Here is a 25,925-nt window from a genome sequence, read left to right on the forward strand (position 1 = left end):
AAGCCTATCCTGATGCGGTAAACAGACATTTCTTATTACTACTCTAACTAACTATTTAAGATATTACGGCTTCTTATTTATCTAAAAATGTTTTTATATCTTTCTTTTTAAGATTTTTGATCTTGAATTTACCCCATCAGGATAGGCTTTTATAAAAGTGTGGGGTACTATGCAGTTTGATATATTTCTTCTAAATGCCCTCGGATCTCGCTGACTGTCATACCGCGACCATAAAGGGATATCACTTTCTCATCAAATCCATTAAATCTCCTCAGCCCTTTTGGTATTAATTGAGGATTATACTCTCCTTGATGGCTTATAATACGATTTAATACCCCATCACTATCTTTAATAATTTTTAGATGAGCTAGCTTGCGTAGCTTATTTTGCTCTGCTATTTCATTAATGATGTTTCTCATTCTCACAGAACCAAGATGTTGTTGTGGCATCATGCTTATTGAATCCACTCTAGTTTCTAAACCTAATTTAGCAAAATATCTGTTCATTACTTCTTTGGCTCTCTGATGAATCATCTGTGATTCTGGAATAATAAATGCTTTACCGTTAACTTTTTTAAATTCAGGGTTTAAATCTACTGCCTTAGCTCCTAAATTTTTACCGTCTTCTGTAAATCTCCTAGTAGTAATGAGTAGATGAGCATGCCAATTTCGTTCTCCATTATGGGGCTTATGTATATCTACTTGCACTCCTAAACCATTTTTTATCCATGCCATCTCTTCTATTATTTCATGGGTAATGGCTATTCTAAGGTGGTCCCCTTTGTCTAGACAAAGGGGACCACCTTATTGCCTTACTTGTTTTTTCATCTCTAGCTCTCCTTGTTTGCTAAAGAATTCTATCTCATTTTTCTTATTTTTCTGTCCAAAATATTGGAACCATTATAGTTTAGCACTTGGTATTTTAGGTGATGCTAAAGCGACGTCAAAAACTCATAGAATTTATCGTTTTTTAAAAGATTTTAATTTTGATTATATGAAGGTTGGCTATTTGCTATTAAGCTTTTTTGCTTCAAAAAATTATGTCGTAGCAATGGATAGGACAAGTTGGAAATTTGGTAAATCCGATATTAATATTTTATTTTTAGTAATGGTAATTGGTAAAATATCGGTGCCAATATTCTGGAAGACTTTGTCGCATGGTGGCGGGTGTTCTGCAGAATTTATGAAGGAATTTTTACAGAAATTTATTAATAATTTTGGCGTTGAAAGAATAAAATATTTGCTTGCTGATAGAGAATTTATGAATAAAGAATGGTTAGACTTTCTGATAAATAACCATCTAAAGTTTGTTATTCCATTAAAAATGGATCATAAAATTCGTCTTACAAAAGGTTTAAGAACTTTAACCATTGAAAGAATATTTAGTGATGTTAAAGCCTTAGAGTATAGGGCTTGTAGTGGTATATTATGGAATAGAAAGGTTAATTTTACCGCATATAGAAATGATAAGAGCGAGCTGATGGTTCTGGTGTCTTCAATTGAAATAGAGCAAGATATTTTTGCTTTATATAAATTTCGTTGGAGTGTTGAACGACTATTTTTGCACCTAAAAAGCGGTGGTTTTGATATTGAAAAAAGTCACATTGTAAAATTGGATAGATTTGAAAAATTATTAGTGATAACTGCTATTGCTTCAGCTTTAATAGTCAAAAATGGAATAATACAAAATGCCTTAAATCCCATCCGAATAAAACGGTACAAAACCATTGAAAGACAATTGTTTTCATTATTTACCTATGGCTTTGATCATATCAAAAATGCTTTTTATCAATCTACAACAGCCATAACGCAGCTAATATCCACATTATTAATACCAATTGCAATAATTAACGCAGTGGTGTAAAATGGGTTTTTAACTGATAAAGGTACTCAAATGGCTAGGTTAATATTACCACAAGGTTTTCATGGTCATGATTTTATAAAAATGATGAAACATGAGCCGCATGGTCGAAATCGTATACGTTTATTGGCGATGTATCACCTTCAATTAGGCAAATCTTTAAAAGCCATATCTGAAATAGTGAAGTCACACTGGAAAACTGTGCAATCATGGCTCAGAAGATTTAGGAATCATGGTTTTGAAGGATTATTTGAATCACAAAGAAGCGGCGCCCCTAGGAAGATTAACACTATACAAGAGTCTGCTCTTTTTGATAAAATCAATACGCTCAGTGAAAGTAAAACTGGTGGGTATATAACTGGAAAGGAGCTACATATCATGTTACTTGAGGAATATGGTGCTAAATGCGCTTTAAAAACAGTCTACAATACTATGCACCGCCTTGGTTTTAGCTGGATTACTTCTCGTTCAATGCATCCAAAGTCAAATCAAGAGACTCAAAATACATATAAAAAAACTTCCCAGACATGTTAACAAAATTATTACCAAAAAATATCGATAGATGTAAAGTTGATATATGGTCTCAGGATGAAACTCGAGTTGGGCAACAAGGTAGCTTAACTCGTATATGGGCTAAGCGTGGCACTAGACCCCGTAAAGTTCGGCAACAGCAATTCATTTCAACATATATTTATGGAGCTGCTTGCCATGATACAGGAGAAGCTTTTGCATTAATTTTACCATATGCAAACACACAGGCAATGAATAAATTCTTAGAAGAGCTTTCTCGCAGTATTCAAGGCAACCGACATATAGCTTTACTAACGGATAATGCAGGTTGGCACACAGCCAAAAAACTAACTGTGCCAAGCAATATCACTTTGATACCGCTTCCGCCCTATGCACCGGAACTTAATGCAATGGAACAAGTTTGGGAATGGATCAAAAATCATTTCTTGTCTAACCAATGTTATGGTGTATATGAAGATATCGTCACTATGGCTTGTTACGCTTGGAATCAATTTGCTCATAATGTAGATTTAGTAAAATCAATTATGTATAGAGACTGGATAAACACACCGTGTTAATTATTGCAATTGGTATAATACCTCCCAAACAAAAACTTTTTTCTATCCTAATACCATCTTTACAAAAATTGTAGGGTACTATGCTCTCAGTCACTTATTCAATTTATTATTTTAACCCTCCTGTAAAATCTGTGGGGTACTTATATCTTTAAATTATGATATAAGTAATGGTAAGAGGGTGATTTGAGGGGTACTTGATTGAGATAATCGAGCATAGAATAAGTACCCTCTTACAAAGTTTGCTTTGAACAAATTGCAGAAGGTGTTGGAAGTAGCAGCCTTGCACAATAAGACGAAGGAGATTATATCATAAGTAAAATAATAGGTCTAGATGTAAGTAAACAATGGCTTGATATATGTGTATATAATACAAGCGATAAACCTAAATATCATCGTTTTGCCAATGATGCAGCTGGTCATGAAGAGGTGATTAAATTAGCAAAAGAGCAAGAGATTAAGCTAATAATATGTGAACCCACTGGAGGATACGAAGCTGAGATTTGTCAAAAGCTGTATAATAATAAGCAACAAATACATAAGGTCAATACATATAGTTTTAATTCTTTTAGTAAATCGGTAAATTTGTGTAAAACTGATAGGAAGGATGCATTTAAATTAGCATATTATGGTGATAAGATGCAGCTTTCAGCGAATTATATATATCAAGTTGAATCAGAGAATTTGAAGAGATATAAGCAAAGACGAGAAGATTTAGTATTAATGCTTAGCAATGAAAAGAAAAGACTACATCATAGTATTGATGGTATTGATAAAGATAGTATAGAAAAACACATTAAATTCTTACAAAATGAAATAGCTGAGCTTGATAAGAAGTTAAACAAAACAATAGATGAGTCAGAAGAGTTAAAAGAGAAGGTAAAAATATTAGAGACTGTACCTGGTATTGGTAAATGTTTGGCTACAAAACTAATTAGTTTTGTACCTGAATTAGGGGATAAAAATTATAGTAGTAATGAATTGTCAGCAATTGTGGGGATAGCTCCGTACGCCCGTGATAGTGGTAATAAGCAAGGACGAAGATTTATTAGGGGAGGCAGAAAAATACCACGGGATGCTTTATACATGGCGGTATTAACTGGCAAAAATGGTTTTCAATATTTAAAAACTTTATACAATAGGCTTGTTAATAATTTTAAACCTAAGAAAGTTGCGATAGTTGCTTGTATGCGTAAGCTACTTGAAGTTTGCCATAAACTTATTCAACAAAAACGTTGTTTTATTATTTAGATAAATATTTTTTTGAAAATTTAGATAAAAGATAATTGCTCTGTACAAATAAGTATAATGGTTCCAATATTTTGGACAGAAAAATAAGAAAAATGAGATAGAATTCTTTAGCAAACAAGGAGAGCTAGAGATGAAAAAACAAGTAAGGCAATATAGTGCTGAGGAGAAAGCCAAAATTGCCATAGAAGCAATTAAGGGAGAGCTAACAATAGCCCAGATAACCAGTAAGTATGGTGTTCATGCAACACAGATCAGTAACTGGAAAAAACAAGGTCTTGAGTTGTTAGTACAAGGTTTTAAGAATAAAACACAGAGTGCTGATCCAAATCAGCAGGGGTTAATCAAGAATCTATATGAGCAAATTGGTCAGTTAAGCGTTGAGTGTGACTGGCTCAAAAAAAAATCTGCATTGTTTGGAATTAAAGGTTAGGTGTAATATGATAGAGCCTAATCATAATAAGTTAACAATTGTACAACAGTGTAAGTTATTGGATATTAGCAGGTCAACCTATTACTATCAACCTACTGGTATTAGTGAACAAGATATCAAGATTATGGCAATAATTGATGAGACCTATACTATGCATCCATATTATGGTATGCGGCGGATGGCTAAATATTTACAAGCCCAAGGTTTTTCGGTAGGTCGTAAAGCTGTTAGACGTTACTACAAGATAATGGGTCTTGAAGCTGTTTATCCTAAAATAAATTTAAGCAAGAGGAATCAAGTGCATAAAATATATCCTTATTTACTAAAAGGATTAGAAATAGTATTGCCAAACCAGGTTTGGAGTGCAGATATAACGTATATAAGACTGAGCCAAGGGTTCGTATATTTAGTAGCTATTATTGACTGGTATAGTCGTTATATTCTAAGTTGGCGAATCTCCATTAGTTTGGAAAGTGAATTTTGTGTAACAGCCCTTGAAGACGCTATAGAAAAATATGGTATGCCAAAAATATTTAATACTGATCAAGGAGTACAATTTACCTCGGAGAATTTTATTAGTATGCTAAAGCTACATAATATCTTGATTAGTATGGATGGTAAGGGACGAGCCTTAGATAATATTTTTATTGAACGTTTTTGGCGATCATTAAAACAGGAAAAAATTTATCGGATTATTTTAACAACAGTAAAGGAGGCAAAGACAGCAATTAACGAATATATGGACTTTTATAATAGACAAAGGATGCATCAAGCTTTGGATTATAAAACTCCAGAATGTGTATATTTTGAAAAAAATATTGTATAAAAACAACAATTTAATTTTTGTGAATTATATCTCTATTTATCTAAATTTTTGTCTAGACAAAGGGGACCACCTTAGATTGACTCGATTATATATCTGGTTTTTAAACATTATCTCCTGTAACTCGTACTATATTTGCCCCGCAATTACTTAATTTTTTTTCCAATGTTTGATATCCACGGTCTAAGTGATAGATTCGACATATTTTTGTTGTATCATTGGCGGCAAGTCCAGCTAATACTAGAGACACCGATGCTCTGAGGTCGCTTGCCATAACTTCAGCTCCCGTCAAAAAAGGTACTCCGTGTATTATAGCACTATTTCCTTTAATTATTATATTTGCCCCCATTCGGCATAATTCAGGAACATGCATAAAACGGTTTTCAAAAATAGTTTCGGTGATGGTAGAAGACCCGCTGCAAAGGGTCATAAGACTCATAAACTGAGCTTGAAAATCTGTTGCAAAACCTGGATATGGACTTGTATGAATATCCACAGGATTTAATCTATCTACGTAAGAAACTCGTAAACCATTATCAATAGGCTCAACTTTTATACCAACTTCAACAAGTTTTAATACTATATTTTCAACAATATTGCCGTTAATTCCATAAATATTTAAACTGCCTTTAGTAATGGCAGCAGCCATCATGTAGGTACCAGCTTCAATACGATCCGGCATGATCGAATAGTTGGTATGTTTTAAATAAGATTTACCAATAATTGTTATTTCACTTGTACCAATTCCATTTATTTCTGCCCCCATTTTGTTAAGACAATGGCATAGATCAACAATTTCTGGTTCTCTAGCACAATTAGATAATATCGTTTCCCCTTTAGCCAAAGTAGCAGCCATTATAGAATTAATTGTTGCTCCAACAGATATTTGTTTAAAAACAAAATGTACAGCTTTTAATCTGCCTGTGATTTTAGCATTAATATAGCCATGATCAACATCAATATCTACTCCCATAGCTTGCAATGCTGCTATATGTAAATCTACTTGTCGAGCCCCTATAGCACATCCTCCAGGTAAGGAAACTTTAGCTTTAGAGAATCTAGAGAGTAATGGTCCAAGAACCCAAATAGAAGCACGCATTTTACGTACTATATCATATGGGGCTGTAAAATTATTAATATTGCTACTATCAATATCCATGCTCAAGTAGTCTTGATGATCAGTTACCGTAACAACACTGCCTAAATTCTCAAGTAATTTCTTCATTGTGAGAATATCGGTAAGCTTTGGAATATTATTAATACTAAGTTTATCTGTAAGAAGTGCAGCTGTCATAATCGGTAATGCCGAATTCTTAGCTCCGCTAATGCTAATATTACCTTCAAGGGGGATACCACCTTTAATTATTAAACTGTCCATAGGAATTCCTTAATATATAATAATCTGAATTGACTATAACAAACTGACGTCATTGCAAGAAGGCGTGAGCCAAAGCATAAGCGTCAGTTTAAGAAAACAATAATTGAAAAACTGTCGTTGCGAGGAAACCTTAGGTCGACGAAGCAATCCAGAAAAGTGATTAGAAATGGATTGCCGCGACCACTACGTGGTCTCGCAATGACGTTGCAAGCTAAAATCGTCATTGCGAGAAGGCGAAAGCCGACGAAGCAATCCACTCTTTTATAGATTGCTACGCCACCTACGGTGGCTCGCAATGACAACTTTTCTACTTTATTTTCTTAAACTAACGCTTATGCACAATAACGTCGGTGTTTTTACCTCGACTTTAAACAATTTATCATTTTTTACTATCGTCAAGAGCTGCTCCAAGTATGTCTCCTAGACTAGCACCACTATCAGCAGAACCATATTCTTTGATAGCTTTTTCTCTCCTTTCTATTTCAAGGGCTTTTACTGATAAAGTAATTTTATGAGATGCTTTATCAATGGTGATGATTTTTGCATCAATTCTGTCATTAGGGGCAAATCTTTCAGTTTTTTGTTCGGTTTTTTCACTAGAAAGATCAGCCTTCTTGATGAAGCCCAATACTTTATCGTCTAAAGCCACTTCTATTCTATCATCTTGAACTGCAGTGACTAAGCAAGTAACGATCATATTTTTTTTGTACAGCTCAAATTCATCTTGCTGCGTCTCTTCAGTTAATTGTTTAATACCTAAACTTATACGTTCCTTTTCAATATCAATTGATAAAACCTTACATTCTATTTGGTCATTCTTTTTATATGTTTTTAACAATTCAATACCATTACCGTCCCAGCTTATATCCGTTTCATGAATCATGCCGTCAATATTGTCATTAAGTGCTACAAACATACCAAAGTCAGTAATATTTCGTATTGGAGCTTTAATTATACTACCTATTGGATTACGCTTAGCAAACTCAATAAGGGGGTTATCTTGACATTGTTTAATACTTAAAGATATTCTATGTTTATCAGTATCAACTTCTAAAATTGTGAATTTCACTTCTTGACCGATAGTAAGCATTTTTTTAGGATGCTGATTTAATTTTACCCAACTAATTTCACTTGAATGCACAAGACCCTCAATACCATCTTTTAGCTCAATAAATACTCCATAATCAGCAATATTTGTTACTTTACCAGTCATTATTGTATTGACCGGAAATTCTTCTTTTATACTTTGCCATGGGTTATGGTCAAGTTGCTTCATACCAAGTGAAATTCTCTTAGTTTCTTCATTAAATTTTATAACTATAACCTTAACTTTTTGATCTAGCGATAAAACTTCTGAAGGGTGGTTTATTCTGCTCCATGAAATATCAGTAACGTGCAATAGACCGTCTACATTACCTGAACTACCTAAAGCAATAAATGCACCGTAATCAGTGATATTTTTTACTGTACCATCTAATATTATCCCTTCCTTAATTTTCGATAACATTTCATCTCTAGCCTCGGATCTTGATTCCTCAAGTATGGCTCTTCTAGAAACCACAATATTACCAAGTTTCTTATCCATTTTTAAAATTTGGAATGGCTGCTTAATACCCATTAACGAAGAAATATCTTTTATTGGTCTAACATCTACCTGACTTCCAGGCAAGAAAGCAACAACCCCTGATACATCAACGGTAAACCCACCTTTAACACGCCCAAATATTACACCATCCACAAACTGCTTTTGAGCACATGCAATTTCTAAATGTCCCCATGATTCTTCTCTAATAGCTTTTTCACGGCTTAATATAGTTCTACCGTTGCGACCTTCAATTTTTTCAATATATACATCAACTATATCACCAACTTCTGGTAAAGGTTGATTACTAGCCAAGGCAAATTCTTCTACCGGAACTCTACCTTCATTCTTTAAGCCAACGTCAACTATGATAATTCCTTTGGCGATACCTACTACTTGACCTTTGACAACAGTACCTTCTTTTATATGGCTAGTACTTATGCTTTCAAGCATTTGTGCAAAATCTTCATGAGATTGAAAGCTAATTTCTGCAAGTTGGGAAACAAATTTTTTCTTAATTTTTTGCATATTATTCTCTAATACTAGTTGTGCCACCTAGTATAATAAATATAGTTAATTGATTTGAATTTGCTCGAGCGAGTTGCTTAGATGTTGACCTAAATTTAGGTTTCACTTCTATCTCACTGATAAGCAAATCCAACTAAATTAACTATGAATGGTTAATAAATGTAGATAAAACAACCTATTGCACATAAAATATGTTGATATTACCTAACTAAAATAAACTCCATAATCTTATCAATCACTTTTTCTGGTGATAGATAAGAAGTATCAATTTCTAAAGTTCCTGGAGAGATAGTTAACGGAGCGATATCACGCTCTATATCTCTTTTGTCTCTTGTTTCCAGTTGCTTTAGAACTACATCAAAAAGACATTCTCCATCTTTCTTTTGCAGTTCTTTATACCTTCTTTTTGCTCTAATAACAATATCTGCTTTAATAAAAATCTTTAAATCAGCCTTCGGTGCCACTACTGTTCCAATATCTCTACCTTCCATTACAATTCTAGGAATTGTTTTTATTAATTTTACCAAATATATTCCCAGATTATTTCTTACTTCCGGTATAACGGCAACCTGTGAGGCTATATTACCTACAACCTCACTATCAAGTTCTGAATTTTTTATATATTCCGTGGATTTAGATAATTCAATTATTCTATTTATATCAGTAAGATCAATTTTTTGCTTTATACAAGAAAGAGCAAGGCTTCTATATACAATACCTGATTGAAAATAGGTGAGCTCAAGTTTTTGTGCTAACATTCGTCCAATTGTACTTTTACCTGATGCCGCTGGACCATCCAGTGCCACTACAAAATTATTGCAGATATCCAAAGCTTGAGATTTTAAGGTCATTTATTCATAATTTTATGCTAGGAGGCTGCCTACGATAACTAACTAATTATATTTTGAGCTATTTTTCGGCAAGAATAGATATGATTTTTAAAGGATAGTGTATCTATTTCAAAAAAATCATGTTTATTCGCAGACAAAAAGAGCCAAATATAGAATTACTTTCGTTATCGCAGACAGTCTCGTAGATTTTAGCTGAATATTTAAAATAATGCAAATAAAACTTGAAATTAGGGCTATTATAGATTAGACATGTTACTATAAAAGTTTGAGATATATTTGAATATTTTGTTGCTTTAAGTATAAAATTAAAGCAGGAAAAAATAAGGGCGGTTAGCTCAGTTGGTTAGAGCATTACGTTGACATCGTAAAGGTCAGAGGTTCAATCCCTCTATCGCCCACCACCATATCTCCAAGCTTTTCATAATATACCAATTTTACCTACATACTCCTTATGCTCACTATATGCTCATCGCGTTTTTAAAAATAGTACTATAATTGTCTTCAATACCTCTTCTAAACTGATGTTTAAGTTGAGGTCTTATGCACACTATATGCTCATCGCATTTTACTAATGATTGTCCAAAGCATAATTTTGATGATCAAAATCCAACTATTTTCTATAATTTTGTTGGTAATTTTATCCCACCTGAATGGAATAATCTCTTATCTCATAATGGCAAAATATTAAGTAAAACTGCAAGGCAGCTTCTATCTCTAATAGTCTTTCGTTTGCAAATCTATCATAATAATAGCTTAGATGAACTCCAGGAAACTTATAACTTCTTTGAACAATCACTAGGGGTTTGCCAAGAACGTGTTAGACAGTGCTTACTCGAACTACAAAAAGCTTCCTTCATTCACTTTCATAAAGCAACAATAATTAAATATGGCATTAAATGCCGTAATACTCCTTGTATTAAGCTGGCTAGAAATTTCCAACCTGCTTCTAATAAAATACCATCTAAAAATGAAAAAATTTTTCCTTCAACTCCAAAAAACTTTGGGGTCAACCCCAAAGAAGTTTTGCCTCAACCCCAAAAAAGTTTGGAACACTCTATATATATAGATAATAATAAAGATATATCTAATAAATCTAGATATAACAAATCTCAAATTTTTCAAAATAAAAAAAATCAAATTAATAATAAACAACAATTACCACAACAACAGCTTGAACAAAAACTATCAGATCAGCCACAAGTAGTTGATAATACTAGAGCATCTACTGAAAATCCTATGACAACTGCTTTGCCACTCAGTATAACGCTACAAAAAGTTGTTCAAAAAGTTTCACAGAAACATCAGACACTAGTACCATCAAATTGCTCTAATAATTCAGTTATGCCAGTTATAAAACATAAAAATAGCTGGTTCAGAAGAAAAGGATTAGCTGATTTCTATCCTCTAACTCAAGAAGATGCTGATTTATCAGCGATTCCAAATATGTCATAGAAGGAAGGTAAGTAAAAGGATATGGAATAAGTTTTTCGTAGAGGAATAGTTAAAAAAGTAGTCAAAGTTGGATAAATTATCTAAGATAATATCAATATAATATTGGTATCAAGTTATGCATTCAAAGAAACATTTAAGTTTTAGTGCAATCAGAAGTATGATTGCAGATAGATTTGCTGGTATAGAAGATAGAAGGGGTGTAAATAGTAGTAATAGTATAGCAGATATTATGTTATCTGGTTTGGCGTGTATGTATTTTCAATCAGTATCTTTGCTAGAATTTCAAAGGCGTATGGAAAGGAAGGAACAACGTAATAATCTGCGTAGCATGTTTACAGTACAATCGCTTCCTAGCGATCAGGGGATGAGGAACGTAATAGACCAAGTAGATAGTGACGTAACGTTTAGACCTATTTTCAAAGAATTATTTAGTAAATTACAACGAGGGAAGCATCTAGAACAATATCAAATATTTCCTGGTAAATACTTATTAAATGTTGATGGTACACAATATTACAGCTCTGATAAAGTGAGTTGTAAACGTTGCCTAATTAGAGGGCATAAAAATAACCAATATCATTGTCATCAAGTATTACAAGGGGCTATTGTAAAATTTGGGTTACGACAAGTAATACCAGTAATGCCTGAGGAAATTCGTGTACAAGATGGTGATGAGAAAGAGGATTGTGAGACGAATGCTTTCAAGAGATTTTTGACAAGATTTAGAAAGGATCATGATAAATTAGGGATAATAATCAATGCTGATGCCTTATATGCAACAACTCCAGTGATAGAAACAATTCGTGATCATAAAGCTAATTATATTTTTAAAGTAAAACCCAATAATCATAAGACATTAATGGATAATGTTCAATCTGTAGATAAATCAAAGATAGAGACATTGAGCCTTAGAAGGAACAAATTGATAATTGAATGGGTTAATGATGTTGAATTATTTACTAGCACTAAGGTAAGAACAAATTATATAGCGGCATGGGAGCTAGTGCCGCAGAAAGATGGTAGTAACAAAAGTCAGTATTATGGTAAATGGATTACTGATCTAGAAATCACCTCAGATAATGCTAAAACAATAATAGACGGAGCAAGAGCACGTTGGAAAATAGAGAACGAATGCTTTAATAGCTTAAAGAATCATGGTTATAATATAGAACATAATTACGGTCATGGTTCTGAGAATCTATGTTATAATTTCTACAATTTTACTTTGTTAGCATTTACTATTCATCAAATACACCAATTAGTTGATAAATTATTTCAAGAAATGAGGGAGCAATTTGGTAGATTAGGATCGTTATGGGAACGAATAAGAAGTTTAGTAGACCTTTTTTTCTTTGAATCAATGGAAATGTTATGGGAGATATTAGCTGGCAAACGAGATTACAGAGTCCCGCCAATATAGATTCGACCTATCAAAAGCTTTTTCTAGAGCAATAGACTTATTTATTGCTAACCGTTGGTTTTTACCAAATTGATTACAATAACGTGAATTATGATAAGTTTGTATAAAAATATTTATAGAATTCAAGAAAATACATACAAATCTTTAACAGAAAAATAGATTATTCGTCTTAAAGTTGAGTGGATCGCAATGCTAAAATTTCCCTATGTATCCATAATGTCATATTTGGAATTGCTGGTATTAGTTTAGTAATAACTCTATTTACTAACTTCTTAGGATCAATTTTTTGTAAGATGTGAGGTGCTAATGCTGTGGTAGCTGTCAAGCTTGAATGTGACTTAGCAAAGTCTAATATATCACCGGAGTAATTGATAAGCTCCTTGGCACAATTGGTAATGTTGGCTATAGATTGCTTCTTGCCAGCAATTCCAAATATGACATTATGGATACATAGGGAAATTTTAGCATTGCGATCCACTCAACTTTAAGACGAATAATCTATTTTTCTGTTAAAGATTTGTATGTATTTTCTTGAATTCTATAAATATTTTTATACAAACTTATCATAATTCACGTTATTGTAATCAATTTGGTAAAAACCAACGGTTAGCAATAAATAAGTCTATTGCTCTAGAAAAAGCTTTTGATAGGTCGAATCTATATTGGCGGGACTCTGTAATCTCGTTTGCCAGCTAATATCTCCCATAACATTTCCATTGATTCAAAGAAAAAAAGGTCTACTAAACTTCTTATTCGTTCCCATAACGATCCTAATCTACCAAATTGCTCCCTCATTTCTTGAAATAATTTATCAACTAATTGGTGTATTTGATGAATAGTAAATGCTAACAAAGTAAAATTGTAGAAATTATAACATAGATTCTCAGAACCATGACCGTAATTATGTTCTATATTATAACCATGATTCTTTAAGCTATTAAAGCATTCGTTCTCTATTTTCCAACGTGCTCTTGCTCCGTCTATTATTGTTTTAGCATTATCTGAGGTGATTTCTAGATCAGTAATCCATTTACCATAATACTGACTTTTGTTACTACCATCTTTCTGCGGCACTAGCTCCCATGCCGCTATATAATTTGTTCTTACCTTAGTGCTAGTAAATAATTCAACATCATTAACCCATTCAATTATCAATTTGTTCCTTCTAAGGCTCAATGTCTCTATCTTTGATTTATCTACAGATTGAACATTATCCATTAATGTCTTATGATTATTGGGTTTTACTTTAAAAATATAATTAGCTTTATGATCACGAATTGTTTCTATCACTGGAGTTGTTGCATATAAGGCATCAGCATTGATTATTATCCCTAATTTATCATGATCCTTTCTAAATCTTGTCAAAAATCTCTTGAAAGCATTCGTCTCACAATCCTCTTTCTCATCACCATCTTGTACACGAATTTCCTCAGGCATTACTGGTATTACTTGTCGTAACCCAAATTTTACAATAGCCCCTTGTAATACTTGATGACAATGATATTGGTTATTTTTATGCCCTCTAATTAGGCAACGTTTACAACTCACTTTATCAGAGCTGTAATATTGTGTACCATCAACATTTAATAAGTATTTACCAGGAAATATTTGATATTGTTCTAGATGCTTCCCTCGTTGTAATTTACTAAATAATTCTTTGAAAATAGGTCTAAACGTTACGTCACTATCTACTTGGTCTATTACGTTCCTCATCCCCTGATCGCTAGGAAGCGATTGTACTGTAAACATGCTACGCAGATTATTACGTTGTTCCTTCCTTTCCATACGCCTTTGAAATTCTAGCAAAGATACTGATTGAAAATACATACACGCCAAACCAGATAACATAATATCTGCTATACTATTACTACTATTTACACCCCTTCTATCTTCTATACCAGCAAATCTATCTGCAATCATACTTCTGATTGCACTAAAACTTAAATGTTTCTTTGAATGCATAACTTGATACCAATATTATATTGATATTATCTTAGATAATTTATCCAACTTTGACTACTTTTTTAACTATTCCTCTACGAAAAACTTATTCCATATCCTTTTACTTACCTTCCTTCTATGACATATTTGGAATCGCTGTTGAAAAAACTATATAATTTTGTCACGTAACTATTTTGTTAATAGAGAAATATGCTAATTTTCATTGACTTTATTGCCATAGAGCTTTAAAAGCGCTAGTGCAGCTTCACCATATATGAAATATAGCATCTATCTTTAGGTAATTCTTTGTGTATAATAATGTTACCATTCAAAAATATTTTTTCTAAAATTCAGGAAATCATTTGGCCAATAGAAAGGGAGGAATTGAAGATTTTTCTACCTATGGCATTAATGATGCTTTGTGTTCTTTTTAATTTTGGGGCTCTGAGGTCTGTTAAAGACGGATTAGTTGTGCCATCAATGGGAGCGGAGGTTATCAGTTTTCTAAAACTCTGGCTTGTTTTGCCATCTTCTATATTATTCGCTGTATTATATGTAAAGCTCAGTAATCACATCCGTTTTGAATATATTTTTTATATAATAATTTCAAGCTTTTTGTTGTTTTTTCTGATATTTGCCTATGTCATTTATCCTAATCAGGAGTTTTATCATCCAAATACTGAGCAGATAGAACATTTAGTATCTTTGTATCCTAATTTTCGGTGGTTTATCAAGATAATGGGTAAGTGGAGTTACGCTATCATGTATGTTTGTGCAGAATTATGGAGTGCAGTAATTATTAACCTAATGTTTTGGCAATTTGCTAATAATATTTTTGATACAAATAATGCAAAACGTTTTTATCCAATTTTAGGAATGGTAGGCAATGTTGGCTTAATTGTAGCTGGTAATGTATTAGTAGCTTTCTCAAATGTACAAGAGATATCCGATACCCAAATGATAATAGATGAAGATTTACAATATAATTCAGAACTAATGTTACAGCCAATTATGTCTATAATAGTATTTGCCGGTATAATTTCAATGTTGTTATTTAGGTTAATTAATTATCTGATTTTGCATGATAAGGGGTTAATGGCTGATTTTAAAGTAACTCAAATACAGGCAAAAACCTCTTTACCACTTCTGGATAGTATCAGGCTAATTATTAGCTCAAAATATGTTGGACGCATTGCTTTATTGATAATTTGTTATGGAGCCCTAACTAATATAGTGGAAGGTCCGTGGAAAGCTAAAGTAAGAGAGCTTAATCCCAATACGTTAGATTATATAAACTTTATGGGTAGGTTTAATATTTGGATGGGAATTTCCTGCGTGACTTTTATGGTAGTTGGCAGTAATGTGATTAGGAAATTTACTTGGTTAGTGTCAGCATTATTAACACCTTTGATGTTTTCAATAACTGGTTTAATGTTTTTCATTTTTGTTATTTTCTCAGAAGATATAGGTTGTGGTATTAAAGACTTTAATCCAATTTATGCTGCTGTAATTATTGGAGGGATACAAAATATTTTAAGTAAATCAACTAAATATTCGTTATTTGATTCAACAAAGGAAATGGCATATATTCCTTTATCATTAGAACTTCGAACAAAAGGTAAAGCTGCTGCTGAGGTTATTAGTACTAAATTTGGTAAGTCTCTAGGAGCTTTTATTCAGTCTTTTATATTCATAATAGTGCCTACTGCCACATGTGATTCAATAGTAATTTATTTACTAATAATGTTTATTATGATAGTTATTTTATGGTTTTGGGATATAGTGCAGTTAAACCGTGAATATGTAAAATTATGTAATTAGCCTCAATTCTTTAAATCATTTGAGTATACCATAAAAATAATGAAAATAGCTATTAGTGGAGAATAAAAATCTGTTATATTTGTAGATATAACAGATTTTGGAATAACTTGTCATATCGAATTCAGATTAATTAGCATGCGAAAAACATTAATATCTATATCAGTGATAATTGCTGTAACCCTTTTGATTTATACTATCTCATGGTTCTTAATTATTAGTTCTATAGCTGGTAAGATCAATCAGCAATATAGCAATCGTTATATTGCTGCTAATACGGTAGATAGTGAACAAAAATATTTTGTTAAATTTAATAAAATTGCCAGCTATGGCTTTCCATTTAAAATTGCCTTTCAAGTAATTGGCTGGTATGAAGAGGGGGAGAATAGTATAATTGAATTTCATACCCCGATTTATATAGGGTATGACTTACTAGAACAATCTTGCTTTATTACCTATTCTGGTAACGCAACAGGTCGTTATAAGCCTGTTCAATCAGGATTTGGTACAAAATTTGAAAGTGATAATTATTCTTTTATAGCAAAGATTCCTTTAAGTATGAAGTTATTTAAGATTTTTATACAAAAAAAAGATCCGTTTGAAATTATCAATTTTGTCGAGAAGTTGGAATTAAGATCTGACAAAACTAAAATCTTTGATTTAGTTGACCAACAGAAACTATATGATGAAGATCATACAGCTATTTCATTCTCACTGGAAAAGAAAAAATATTATACTGATCTAGAAGATTTTAAAAATAATATGCCACAAAAATTAAATATTAGTTATTCAACAAACATCTTAGAAAGTAATCTTATCAACAGGAGGGTGCCAGCTGGTCTTTTATTATATAGATTTGCTTGGCCAATGCCTTTTAGTTTTGAAGGTAAGTTTTATATAAAAACAAATAAATCTATATATAGTGAATTTGCTAACGATTTAGAAATAAAAATGATATCCAGCAAATTTTCAAGCAATGTCCAAGACTCTTTGACTAGTTTCTTATATCAAAATAAAGAGGAAGAAAGTCATCGTGCTAGCCATTTGAAGGTTGAATCAACAATTGATTTGAAATCAGGATTTTCCGATAATATATTAAATTCTATCCAGTATTTATTGCCGTATATATCAGCATTGCCTAACAATTTATCGTTAATGGAAGAGTTAGAGTATGTTAACAATAATAAAGATAAATTCAATTTAACTGAATTAGAAAATCATCAATATATTTTTGATTTAGATGTAAATTTTTTTGCTAGAACAAACGATGTAATGAGAGCTCAAATACATAACCTTAGTTTATTTTCTAATAATACTGGATTCCGTTTGTCAAGTGAATGCAAGCTAAATTCATTCGGCAATTTTGATATTAATGGGCTTGTGGTTGTCAATAATTATTTAAAGGTAACTGATATTATCGCCAATTACTTATTAAATTTAGGTAGGTTTAAAACATTTTCTGAAGATAGTCGTATTGTATACAAAGAGGGGATTAATTATTTTCTAAAAACCGTATCAGATCATCCTGACTCTAACTCAGGGGACATAAGTTTTGAGTATAAATTAGATTCCAATAATATAGAAAAAGGAAAAATAGGCACAGTTGATTTTGATAAGTTTTTACCATTATATTATCTTGCATTATACAAAAAAGCCTCGGAAAAAATACGGGTTGGTGATAGTATAACAAAAAGGATACAAGAGCTAGTGCCTGATTTCAATGAACATCAAAAATTATTAAAACAATTAATGATTCAACCTTTTTTGGAGATTGATAGTGATGTTTGGCAGGAAGTCTATACTAATTCGAATAGCGTTACGCCATAGTAAATTGACCTACCTCCTGCTTGGCTTAGTGTCATACCTGTGAAAGCAGGTATCCAGATTCCCGCCTACGCGGGAATGATGGTATGGACGAGTGAAGCGAAATATGCTTTACTTGTACGGAGTCAGCTGAAAAATAGTTTTCAGCTGCTCCAAATTAAATAATAATTTAATTAATAGGTCCATACCATGATAAATAATAGCATAAAAAATACTATAATAGGAATAGATTTAGCAAAAAATAGTATGCACTTGGTGCAAGTCGATCAAAATGGCAAAAAAATAGGTTATCAAAAAGTTACAAGAGATGAGTTAATAGCCTATTTAAGCAATCTCGATAAAAGTTCATTGGTAGCTATGGAAGCATGTGGAGGAGCTAATTATTGGTCACAGGAAATTGCTAAGCTTGGTTTGCAAGTCAAACTAATGAAAACAAAAGATGTAAAAGTTTATGCTACATCGAAACAGAAAAATGATTATAACGATGCGTTAGCAATATGCAAAGCGGCTCGTGATCCAGAATTAAAAACTGTGCTGCCAAAAAGCAAAGAGGAACAAGATATAAAATTTTTGCATAAAATTAGAAGTAATACGATCAGAGATCGTGTGCAAAAAACTAATTCTACAATATCAAGTTTATGTGAATATGGCTATAATACAAAATTAAGTAAAAATAAATTTTGCAAATCATGTAGGCTGGAGGTAGAATTAGCGTATAGTAAAGGTTATATAAATTCTGGGATACGGTCAATTTTACTTTTAGAATGTAAAGAAATTGAGGATTTATGTGACAAAGAGAAAACTTTAGAAAAGCTGATTATCAGCAATAATAAGCAAAGTGAGAAAGCTACTAGGTTGCAGACAATTTTTGGCATTGGAGCAATCAATGCTAGTTGTTTGAGTGTAGCCCCAATGGAAAGTTATCCAACCCCGAGGGATTTTGCTGCTTCGCTTGGTTTGGTACCAAAGCAACATAGCTCAGGAGATAAGATAGTTTTAGGAGGGATTACCAAACAGGGAGATAGATATGCCAGAACTATGTTGATTCAAGCCGCAAGGACAATAGCAATAAGAGCAAAAAGTGGTAAGGAATCGAAAGATAAACTAGTGCAGTGGGCAGTGAAGAAATTTGCTGAAAATAAATCATATAATATTATATGTGTTGGTTTAGCAAATAAGTTAGCAAGGATTGCTTATGCAGTAGTCACCAATGGTAGCGAATATGTTGCAAATTAGTTTAGTTGAGAAAAAAGAAGAAACTATGTCAACTAAATAAAAATTGGTAATTGATAAATATTGCGAGTAAAGAATAGTAACAATAAAGAGAACGAAAGTTAAAGAGTTAATGAATAAGTATTCTGAATAAATCCGTAATTATGTCGAGGCTCTAGAAGCCGTGGGAATGAGAGGTCACTCAAGGATATTTATAAGAATGCAGAAACCATTATGGCACTCGATGCCGAATATATGACCGCTTCCTTTGTGGCTCTATTTTTTTATTTTCTTTGTTGACAAATTCACTCGTCCATATATGACAAGGAGAAGGGGGAATGATAGGAACGAGCGTACGGAAATCATAAAATAAAAAATAGAGACGTAAATTGGATACTATAAAAATAATACATAAAGACTTAAGCCCAGAACTTTCTGCATTAAATAAGCTTATTATAACCCGCTTAGCTACCAAAGAGGAGCTGGTTAGCGTAATAGGTAAATATTTGCTGGAATTTGGTGGCAAAAGAATCAGACCATTACTAACAATTTTAACTAGCAAAATGTTTGGTTATGTAGGGGAAGATAATATAAAGCTTGCTGGGGCTGTAGAGTTTATTCATGCGGCAACTTTATTGCATGACGATGTAGTAGATGAGAGTACCATGAGAAGATCCAAACCTACTGCTAACGTTATCTGGGATAGCAAGGCTAGTATTCTAGTTGGGGATTTTTTATTTAGCCAATCATTTCAGCTAATGGTCGATACAAAATCTATTAAAGCCATGAAATCTTTATCAAGAGCTTCAGCAATTATATCAGAAGGAGAGGTTTCGCAATTGGTGAAATTGAATCAGCGGAGAATTATTGACGAAACAGAATATAATGAAATAATTATGGCAAAAACGGCAGAATTATTTGGCGTATCTTGTGAAGCAGGAGCAATTATTTCTGGTCAATCTAATGAAATTTGTGAAATTTTACAAAAATTTGGTAGAGTCCTAGGCAATGTTTTTCAAATCATTGATGATTTATTTGATTATTTAGGGGATAGTCGTGATATTGGTAAGAATATAGGCGATGATTTTTCAGAAGGGAAAATAACTCTACCACTAATTTTCTTATATAAAAAGCTTGATGATCAGTGGCAGTTAAAAATTCAAGAAATGATTAAGGCAGATAATAGAACTGAAAGTGAGTTTAAACTAATACGAGAATTGATGATAGAACATTGTATTAAGCAGCAAATTATTGACTATTTAGCAGCGATTAACAATGAAGCTAGTAATTTATTAAAACAAATCCCTATACAAAATATTTATAAAGATCATTTAGTTTCTTTATTAGAATTTACTTTAAATAGGTCTTATTAGAAAGGATATCAAAATATAATGAATATTGACATATAATGCAGATTTTGCTACAATCTATTCTTTGGTATTCCTAAATATCATTTTAAAAAATATCATCTTTATGAACATTAAAGTTAAAAAATTAGAACATTCTGTAGATATTTTGCCTGGTTATGCTACCCAGCATAGTAGCGGTATGGATCTAATGGCAGCAAATATTGAACCTATAACTATAAAATCACAACAAGTAGAGTTAGTACCTACAGGAATTTGTATAGCATTGCCTAGTCATTTAGAAGCTCAAATCAGACCAAGATCAGGTTTAGCACTAAAACACGGCATTACCGTACTCAATTCACCTGGTACAATTGATCCCGACTATCGTGGTGAAATAAAAGTAATTTTAGTTAATCATGCTAAAGAAGATTTTGTAATTGAGCGTGGCATGAAGATTGCTCAGATGGTTATTTCTAAATATGAGCAGATATTATGGGACGAGGTGGATTCGTTAGATGAAACTCTTAGAGGTTCTGGTGGATTTGGTTCAACTGGAAAGTTTTAAATAGTCACTCTGCAAAAATAAGTAACCCTTATGGTGGTTTTTCGTACAAACCAACCTATAGGTTAATTATGAAAAGTAATGAATTTATTTAATATATTAAAGATATACTAGCCCCTTTTGGTCAAATCACTACTCGTGCAATGTTTGGTAGTTATGGTATATATAAAGACGGAATAATAATAGGAATAGTTGCAAGAAACGAGTTGTACTTTAAAATGGATAACAAAGTGGTTGGAGATTTAAAATCTTTTGTCTCTGAACCATTTACATATAATATCTCAAATAAGTTGATAACTCTATCATATTGGAAAGTATTACCTGATATTTTAGATCAAGAAGAAAAGTTAGCAAATTTAGTCTCTATGGCATTTGATGTGTCTATTAATTCTTTGGATTTAAAATAATGGAACTGGTATAGTCAATTCAGGAAAATTAGGTAGTAGGAGCGATGGAGTGCATAGGTCATAACTGTTAAAAGTTATAAGGTAGAGCGGGTTTTAGATAGCTTTTCCGTCATTGCGAGACCACGCAAGTAGGTCGTGGCAATCCATTTCTAATCACTTTTCTGGATTGCTCCGTCGACCTTACGGTTTTCTCGCAATGACGTTTTTTCAATTATTGTTTTCTTAAACTGACGCTTATGCGATGGAGCGATGCCTATAAATAATAGACGAGCATTGAGTGACGACGTCACCAACTTCTCATCAATTGACTATAGTGGTAATCATAATAGTTCAGGCTCATCTCTAAGACTTTCAACCTTTTCTGGTAAATCTAAATAAGCAGCTATCGCCAAAAATAATCCTAAATATTTTTTAGGATCGACTAAATTTGCTAGATCGTCATAAATTTCCGAGGAGTCATTGGTAGAAAATTTCTTATATAATTCTACAATTTCAAAAGATGGACTTGCTGTAAAGGCAGTTTGTAATAACTCAATATTCTTATTACTCCATTTAGAGGAGTTTAAAGATAGATAAAGATTTAGTGCTTCAATATGGGAAGCTATAAGTTTAATAGCTGATTCTAAATAATATATCGCCTCTTTTGTTTGGTTAGTCTCTAACATATTTTTAGCAGCTATAACATAATAATCAGCTATTTTGTTTTTAAGAGACTCTAGTTTCTGTCCATCAACTCTGCTAAGTTTAGATACCACAAAAACAAATTTTGTCCATAGAGCAAGTTTGGCATAACAATTAAGTAAAATTTCTAAAGTTTCACTATCAGATTCATTTAGGTTAAACGATCTAACAGCATAATTCTCAGCTATGTCATACATATTATTCTGATAATGTATTTGTGCGAGTCTTTTGGTAACAAAAGGAATATAATGTTTAGATTGTTCTAATTCCTGAAAATATTTTATTTTTACTGAAATATCTAGTTCTGATTCTGCTAAAAGTAAAGTATGAAACACCTTATTTTCCTGGCTTAAACGGTAAGATATTTTTTGGCTTGTTACTGCTGATTTTAATTTTTCACCAGAAACGTATTCTGCCATAGCTTTCATTAGTAAGTAATTATCGTTATTGGCTCTTTTAGTAAAGAAAAGAGCTTTTAAATTAGTAGGTAGATTAATAATTAAACATAATATTTTAAAAGAAATAGCAGTAAAAAGTGTAAGTAATATATATAAAATAACGAAAGTAAAAAATGTTGTTTCTAGATAATAGTCATATAAGTTTAAAGTTAATCTTGAGTCAAGTTGATTTAACATAGAAAAACTAAAATATAACAACAAAAATGTAATACAAATTATCAATAATCTTATCATTAGTTTACTCTACGAATTCTTGTTGTAATTTTCTTGTTGTAGTTCTTCTGAATAAAAGAAATTAATAAAATAATCTAGGTTTCCTATTATTTTTAATTTCAGCTTTTCTTTATCTTTGAGGCTACTAGATTTTTTTTCAATTTTGATAAATTGCTTGATCCAGCAATCGGTTTTTGGAAATATCCTTACTAAACCCAAATTATTATCAAGTAAATAATTTTTATTATAATAGTGCATATCTATCAAAATATTTTTTATTTTTGCAGGTAACTCCATAGTTTCAATTTGATAAAGTTGCTCTGTATAATCTTTATCTTGCAGAAAATTCTTTACCAGAAGATTGATGCTAAGTAAATAATTACTGTAAACATTGGAAGGGGCTTTAGATTGTTCTGGTTGGTGGCTACTCGCAGAGGAATTTTCTTGATTTAAATTATTATCTTCCTGAGGTGCATTCTCCTCTAAATTGGTAGTATCTGAAGATGGGGGGATTTCTTGTATGGTTGTTTCTTGTATTGTTACGTTATTAGATAACTTAGAATCCGTCTTTTTATTATTTAAAAAAGTCATATAAGTTATCGATATGGCAAATAATACAACCAAAATAATTGTAAAAATAATAGAGTTGTTTCTACGGACTTTTATTATATTAGTTTCTGATTTTTGCATTATTTTGGGCATTATAAATTAATAATTCTAACATTTGCTGAGGTTGTCCATTATCACAATAAACCACATTTTTAGTAAAAGAGCTAATAATATTTGCTACTTTTTTACTTATAGCAATAACTAAACTATTGGCTAAGGATTCTAGCAAATTATTTTTTATTAATAATTCAATAAAAGTCTTAGTACAGTTCTGTGAATATAGTAGAATAAAATTGATGCCCTTTTCAATTTCTGCTATGTGTTGCAGCTTAGTTGCATATTTTACCTGATAAATAATGTGTCTTTTAATCGCTTGAGGTAAATCTTGGGTGATTTCATTTGACGACAAATATACGGTTTGGTGATATATTTCTGGTGGAATGTTTTCTAGCAGCTCTTGTACATTGCTAGCAACATATTGCACTATAAAATTATTTTGTTCTAGAATTAATTTTGATGAATTACCGACTATCCACATATTCTTCTTTTCGATATTTTGATGTCTGGCTAGGATTTTAGCAGCAAATTTACTAGTGATAATGACATTAGGATAATCATATAAAAGGGTACCATCTAATGGCAAAGTTTGATATTCCAATAAAGGACAACATATATAGTTAAAGCTACATTGATGATTACGCTGCAATTCTTGAATAATATCGTAATTATCTTCTAAACTTCTAGTTAATAGCACCGATTTCATAGAGCCAGATCATTGGATAATTTTTGATAATCTATGGCAAGTGGATTAGGTCCAATAATAGATAAAGTAGGTTTGCTAGCAAATATTTTGTTAGCAATATTTATGATATCTCGGTTTGTTATATTCATAATATATTCAATAGTGTCCTCAATAGGTAAATATTTGCCAAAAACAGCAAAATTCTTACCAATTTCTTCTGACTTATAAGATGAATCTTCTTGGGATATATGAATACTAGTTTTTAATTGTATTTTAGCCCGATCAATTTCTGAATCTTTGATCTCTACAGAAATATTGTTAATTTCATTGACTAATTGTTCTGCAAGAAATGGTAGTTTATCATGACTAGTGGAAACGTATATGCCAAAAATCCCACTATCATAGTGTGAGCTATTATAGCTACCAATTGAGTAGGCAAGTCCAAGCTTTTCTCTGATTTGTTGAAATAATCTTGATGACATACCGTTACCAAGTATTAGTGACAGAGCTTGAGTATGATATAATTGCTGTATGTTAAAATAGGGTACACTTTCGAACCCCAGAACTAAGGTAGTTTGCTCAAGTTCTTTGGTAATAACACTATGCCCCCCAGTGTATCTAGCTTTCTCAAAATGATTATTTGGTTTATCTTTTAATGAACAAAATAATTTTTCAGCAAATTCTACAATTTGTTGATGCTCAACATTTCCTGCCACTGATAAGTAAATATTTCCGGCATTATAATGTTTATCAATATAATTGCTAAAATGTTCCTTATCAAATTTTGCTAAACTGTCATAAGTTCCCAAAATTGACCGACCAAGTGCTTGATTTTCATAAGCACTACTGTAAAATTTTTCGTGAATAAGCTCATCGGGATTATCCTGTACACAAGCAATTTCTTGTAAAATTACCTGATATTCTTTGGCTATTTCTTCTTCTGAAAAAACTGAATTTTGCAAGATATCTGCCAATATTTCTAGAGCAGTATAACAATTCTCACTCAATATTTTTGAGTAATAAACAGTCTGTTCATGACCGGTATAAGCATTAAACTGCCCTCCTATAGAGTCAAATTCTTCAGCAATTTGCTTAGCAGTTCTAGTTGTTGTTCCTTTAAATGCCATATGTTCAAGAAAATGAGATATCCCTATTTCTGAATATTGTTCATAGCGGCTACCTACATTAACAATGAGATTAATAGCTACGGATTTTATATTAGGCATATGGTAAGTAACAACAGTTAGTCCATTGTTAAGTTTGCTTGAGTTAAAGGTCATTTTATCACTTATTTATTAGTTTAAAGAGTATAGCTTAGTATTACGTTGTCATTGCGAGGATGCATGAGCCAACGAAGCAATCCATTTCTAATCTAATCACTTCATTGATTGCCACGCTCACATACGTTCGCTCGCAATGACGCCAAAAGGTGGATTGCTTCGTCGACCT

General features: G+C 32.0%; 21 protein-coding genes, 1 tRNA gene and 2 pseudogenes. 14 read left to right on the forward strand and 10 right to left on the reverse strand.

Annotation, left to right across the window (positions count from 1 at the left end; genetic code table 11):
* Positions 1 to 167 precede the first annotated feature (167 nt).
* Positions 168 to 287: a transposase gene (locus NBW66_RS13500; RefSeq protein WP_410525839.1), complete on the reverse strand. Its 120-nt coding sequence runs from the start codon at positions 285 to 287 to the stop codon at positions 168 to 170.
* A pseudogene (locus NBW66_RS15130) lies at positions 270 to 788 on the reverse strand (MobA/MobL family protein); the annotation flags it as partial. The pseudogene NBW66_RS15130 and the gene NBW66_RS13500, both read right to left, overlap by 18 nt.
* A 55-nt stretch (positions 789 to 843) precedes the next feature.
* Here NBW66_RS15130 and NBW66_RS13510 point away from each other — a divergent pair.
* The 5 genes and pseudogenes from NBW66_RS13510 to NBW66_RS13535 all read left to right on the forward strand — a co-directional run bounded on the left by NBW66_RS13510 (position 844) and on the right by NBW66_RS13535 (position 5,452).
* Positions 844 to 1,863 carry an IS4 family transposase gene (locus NBW66_RS13510; protein WP_250311283.1) on the forward strand — a complete coding sequence of 340 codons (1,020 nt, stop codon included), beginning with the start codon at positions 844 to 846 and terminating at the stop codon, positions 1,861 to 1,863.
* 30 nt (positions 1,864 to 1,893) lie between these two features.
* On the forward strand, positions 1,894 to 2,394 hold the full coding sequence (locus NBW66_RS13515) for a helix-turn-helix domain-containing protein (protein ID WP_250310542.1): 501 nt from the start codon (positions 1,894 to 1,896) through the stop codon (positions 2,392 to 2,394).
* Positions 2,388 to 2,948: an IS630 family transposase gene (locus NBW66_RS13520; RefSeq protein ID WP_250310543.1), complete on the forward strand. Its 561-nt coding sequence runs from the start codon at positions 2,388 to 2,390 to the stop codon at positions 2,946 to 2,948. The genes NBW66_RS13515 and NBW66_RS13520 overlap by 7 nt, the downstream gene beginning before the upstream one ends.
* 321 nt (positions 2,949 to 3,269) lie before the next feature.
* A complete protein-coding gene (locus NBW66_RS13525) occupies positions 3,270 to 4,196 on the forward strand; it encodes a transposase (protein ID WP_284346776.1) in 927 nt (308 codons plus the stop codon).
* Between the two features lie 130 nt (positions 4,197 to 4,326).
* Positions 4,327 to 5,452 (forward strand): annotated as a pseudogene (locus NBW66_RS13535) (IS3 family transposase).
* A gap of 100 nt (positions 5,453 to 5,552) precedes the next feature.
* On the opposite strand, the gene murA reads toward NBW66_RS13535, so the two are convergent.
* The 3 genes from murA to cmk form a co-directional block, all read right to left on the reverse strand.
* Positions 5,553 to 6,827: a UDP-N-acetylglucosamine 1-carboxyvinyltransferase gene (gene murA / locus NBW66_RS13540; RefSeq protein WP_250311284.1), complete on the reverse strand. Its 1,275-nt coding sequence runs from the start codon at positions 6,825 to 6,827 to the stop codon at positions 5,553 to 5,555.
* 379 nt (positions 6,828 to 7,206) lie between these two features.
* Positions 7,207 to 8,937, reverse strand: a complete 1,731-nt coding sequence (locus NBW66_RS13545) for a 30S ribosomal protein S1 (protein WP_250311285.1) — start codon at positions 8,935 to 8,937, stop codon at positions 7,207 to 7,209.
* A gap of 200 nt (positions 8,938 to 9,137) precedes the next feature.
* Complete coding sequence (cmk, locus tag NBW66_RS13550; RefSeq protein WP_094648790.1) at positions 9,138 to 9,788, reverse strand: (d)CMP kinase; 651 nt, start codon at positions 9,786 to 9,788, stop codon at positions 9,138 to 9,140.
* Between the two features lie 324 nt (positions 9,789 to 10,112).
* Between cmk and NBW66_RS13555 the strand changes: the two genes are divergently transcribed.
* From NBW66_RS13555 to NBW66_RS13565, 3 genes are all read left to right on the forward strand, one after another.
* A tRNA-Val gene (locus NBW66_RS13555) sits at positions 10,113 to 10,189 on the forward strand.
* Between the two features lie 139 nt (positions 10,190 to 10,328).
* Complete coding sequence (locus NBW66_RS13560; RefSeq protein ID WP_250311286.1) at positions 10,329 to 11,240, forward strand: hypothetical protein; 912 nt, start codon at positions 10,329 to 10,331, stop codon at positions 11,238 to 11,240.
* Between the two features lie 115 nt (positions 11,241 to 11,355).
* Positions 11,356 to 12,660 (forward strand): transposase, encoded by a 1,305-nt coding sequence (locus NBW66_RS13565; RefSeq protein ID WP_250311217.1) that lies wholly within the window; start codon positions 11,356 to 11,358, stop codon positions 12,658 to 12,660.
* 657 nt (positions 12,661 to 13,317) lie between these two features.
* Here the strand turns inward: NBW66_RS13565 and NBW66_RS13570 are convergent.
* Positions 13,318 to 14,622: a transposase gene (locus tag NBW66_RS13570; protein WP_250311217.1), complete on the reverse strand. Its 1,305-nt coding sequence runs from the start codon at positions 14,620 to 14,622 to the stop codon at positions 13,318 to 13,320.
* Between the two features lie 297 nt (positions 14,623 to 14,919).
* On the opposite strand from NBW66_RS13570, the gene NBW66_RS13575 reads away from it, so the two are divergent.
* From NBW66_RS13575 to NBW66_RS13600, 6 genes are all read left to right on the forward strand, one after another.
* Positions 14,920 to 16,422: an Npt1/Npt2 family nucleotide transporter gene (locus NBW66_RS13575; protein WP_250311287.1), complete on the forward strand. Its 1,503-nt coding sequence runs from the start codon at positions 14,920 to 14,922 to the stop codon at positions 16,420 to 16,422.
* Positions 16,423 to 16,584: 162 nt separating this feature from the next.
* Entirely contained in the window at positions 16,585 to 18,246 is a 1,662-nt protein-coding gene (locus NBW66_RS13580) for a hypothetical protein (RefSeq protein ID WP_250311288.1), read from the forward strand.
* A gap of 186 nt (positions 18,247 to 18,432) precedes the next feature.
* Positions 18,433 to 19,479: an IS110 family RNA-guided transposase gene (locus tag NBW66_RS13585; protein ID WP_250310795.1), complete on the forward strand. Its 1,047-nt coding sequence runs from the start codon at positions 18,433 to 18,435 to the stop codon at positions 19,477 to 19,479.
* Between the two features lie 365 nt (positions 19,480 to 19,844).
* A complete protein-coding gene (locus NBW66_RS13590; protein ID WP_094649194.1) occupies positions 19,845 to 20,828 on the forward strand; it encodes a polyprenyl synthetase family protein in 984 nt (327 codons plus the stop codon).
* 91 nt (positions 20,829 to 20,919) lie between these two features.
* Entirely contained in the window at positions 20,920 to 21,369 is a 450-nt protein-coding gene (dut, locus tag NBW66_RS13595) for a dUTP diphosphatase (protein WP_410525840.1), read from the forward strand.
* A 104-nt stretch (positions 21,370 to 21,473) separates the two neighbouring features.
* Positions 21,474 to 21,773, forward strand: a complete 300-nt coding sequence (locus NBW66_RS13600) for a TfoX/Sxy family protein (protein ID WP_284346777.1) — start codon at positions 21,474 to 21,476, stop codon at positions 21,771 to 21,773.
* 320 nt (positions 21,774 to 22,093) lie between these two features.
* Here the strand turns inward: NBW66_RS13600 and NBW66_RS13605 are convergent, their stop codons facing one another.
* From NBW66_RS13605 to NBW66_RS13620, 4 genes are all read right to left on the reverse strand, one after another.
* A complete protein-coding gene (locus NBW66_RS13605; protein WP_250311290.1) occupies positions 22,094 to 23,089 on the reverse strand; it encodes a heme biosynthesis HemY N-terminal domain-containing protein in 996 nt (331 codons plus the stop codon).
* 66 nt (positions 23,090 to 23,155) lie between these two features.
* On the reverse strand, positions 23,156 to 23,815 hold the full coding sequence (locus tag NBW66_RS13610) for a hypothetical protein (RefSeq protein WP_250311291.1): 660 nt from the start codon (positions 23,813 to 23,815) through the stop codon (positions 23,156 to 23,158).
* Positions 23,796 to 24,497, reverse strand: a complete 702-nt coding sequence (locus NBW66_RS13615; protein ID WP_250311292.1) for a uroporphyrinogen-III synthase — start codon at positions 24,495 to 24,497, stop codon at positions 23,796 to 23,798. Before NBW66_RS13615 ends, NBW66_RS13610 begins: the two co-directional genes overlap by 20 nt.
* The gene (locus NBW66_RS13620) at positions 24,494 to 25,756 is read right to left on the reverse strand and encodes a M16 family metallopeptidase (RefSeq protein WP_250311293.1); all 1,263 of its coding nucleotides are present in this window, start codon (positions 25,754 to 25,756) and stop codon (positions 24,494 to 24,496) included. The genes NBW66_RS13615 and NBW66_RS13620 overlap by 4 nt, the downstream gene beginning before the upstream one ends.
* Between the last annotated feature and the right edge of the window lie 169 nt (positions 25,757 to 25,925).

The organism is Rickettsia endosymbiont of Oedothorax gibbosus, assembly GCF_936269705.1.
Classification (GTDB): Bacteria; Pseudomonadota; Alphaproteobacteria; order Rickettsiales; family Rickettsiaceae; genus Tisiphia.

Excerpts from the sequence above, each read along its gene's own strand:
- NBW66_RS13570 (WP_250311217.1), bottom strand. The coding sequence starts at position 14,622 with ATGCATTCAAAGAAACATTTAAGTTTTAGTGCAATCAGAAGTATGATT.
- murA (WP_250311284.1), bottom strand. The coding sequence starts at position 6,827 with ATGGACAGTTTAATAATTAAAGGTGGTATCCCCCTTGAAGGTAATATT.
- NBW66_RS13605 (WP_250311290.1), bottom strand. The coding sequence starts at position 23,089 with ATGTTAAATCAACTTGACTCAAGATTAACTTTAAACTTATATGACTAT.
- NBW66_RS13520 (WP_250310543.1), top strand. The coding sequence starts at position 2,388 with ATGTTAACAAAATTATTACCAAAAAATATCGATAGATGTAAAGTTGAT.
- NBW66_RS13545 (WP_250311285.1), bottom strand. The coding sequence starts at position 8,937 with ATGCAAAAAATTAAGAAAAAATTTGTTTCCCAACTTGCAGAAATTAGC.
- NBW66_RS13610 (WP_250311291.1), bottom strand. The coding sequence starts at position 23,815 with ATGCAAAAATCAGAAACTAATATAATAAAAGTCCGTAGAAACAACTCT.
- NBW66_RS13620 (WP_250311293.1), bottom strand. The coding sequence starts at position 25,756 with ATGACCTTTAACTCAAGCAAACTTAACAATGGACTAACTGTTGTTACT.
- NBW66_RS13560 (WP_250311286.1), top strand. The coding sequence starts at position 10,329 with ATGCACACTATATGCTCATCGCATTTTACTAATGATTGTCCAAAGCAT.
- NBW66_RS13585 (WP_250310795.1), top strand. The coding sequence starts at position 18,433 with ATGATAAATAATAGCATAAAAAATACTATAATAGGAATAGATTTAGCA.
- NBW66_RS13515 (WP_250310542.1), top strand. The coding sequence starts at position 1,894 with ATGGCTAGGTTAATATTACCACAAGGTTTTCATGGTCATGATTTTATA.
- NBW66_RS13575 (WP_250311287.1), top strand. The coding sequence starts at position 14,920 with ATGTTACCATTCAAAAATATTTTTTCTAAAATTCAGGAAATCATTTGG.
- NBW66_RS13615 (WP_250311292.1), bottom strand. The coding sequence starts at position 24,497 with ATGAAATCGGTGCTATTAACTAGAAGTTTAGAAGATAATTACGATATT.
- NBW66_RS13565 (WP_250311217.1), top strand. The coding sequence starts at position 11,356 with ATGCATTCAAAGAAACATTTAAGTTTTAGTGCAATCAGAAGTATGATT.
- cmk (WP_094648790.1), bottom strand. The coding sequence starts at position 9,788 with ATGACCTTAAAATCTCAAGCTTTGGATATCTGCAATAATTTTGTAGTG.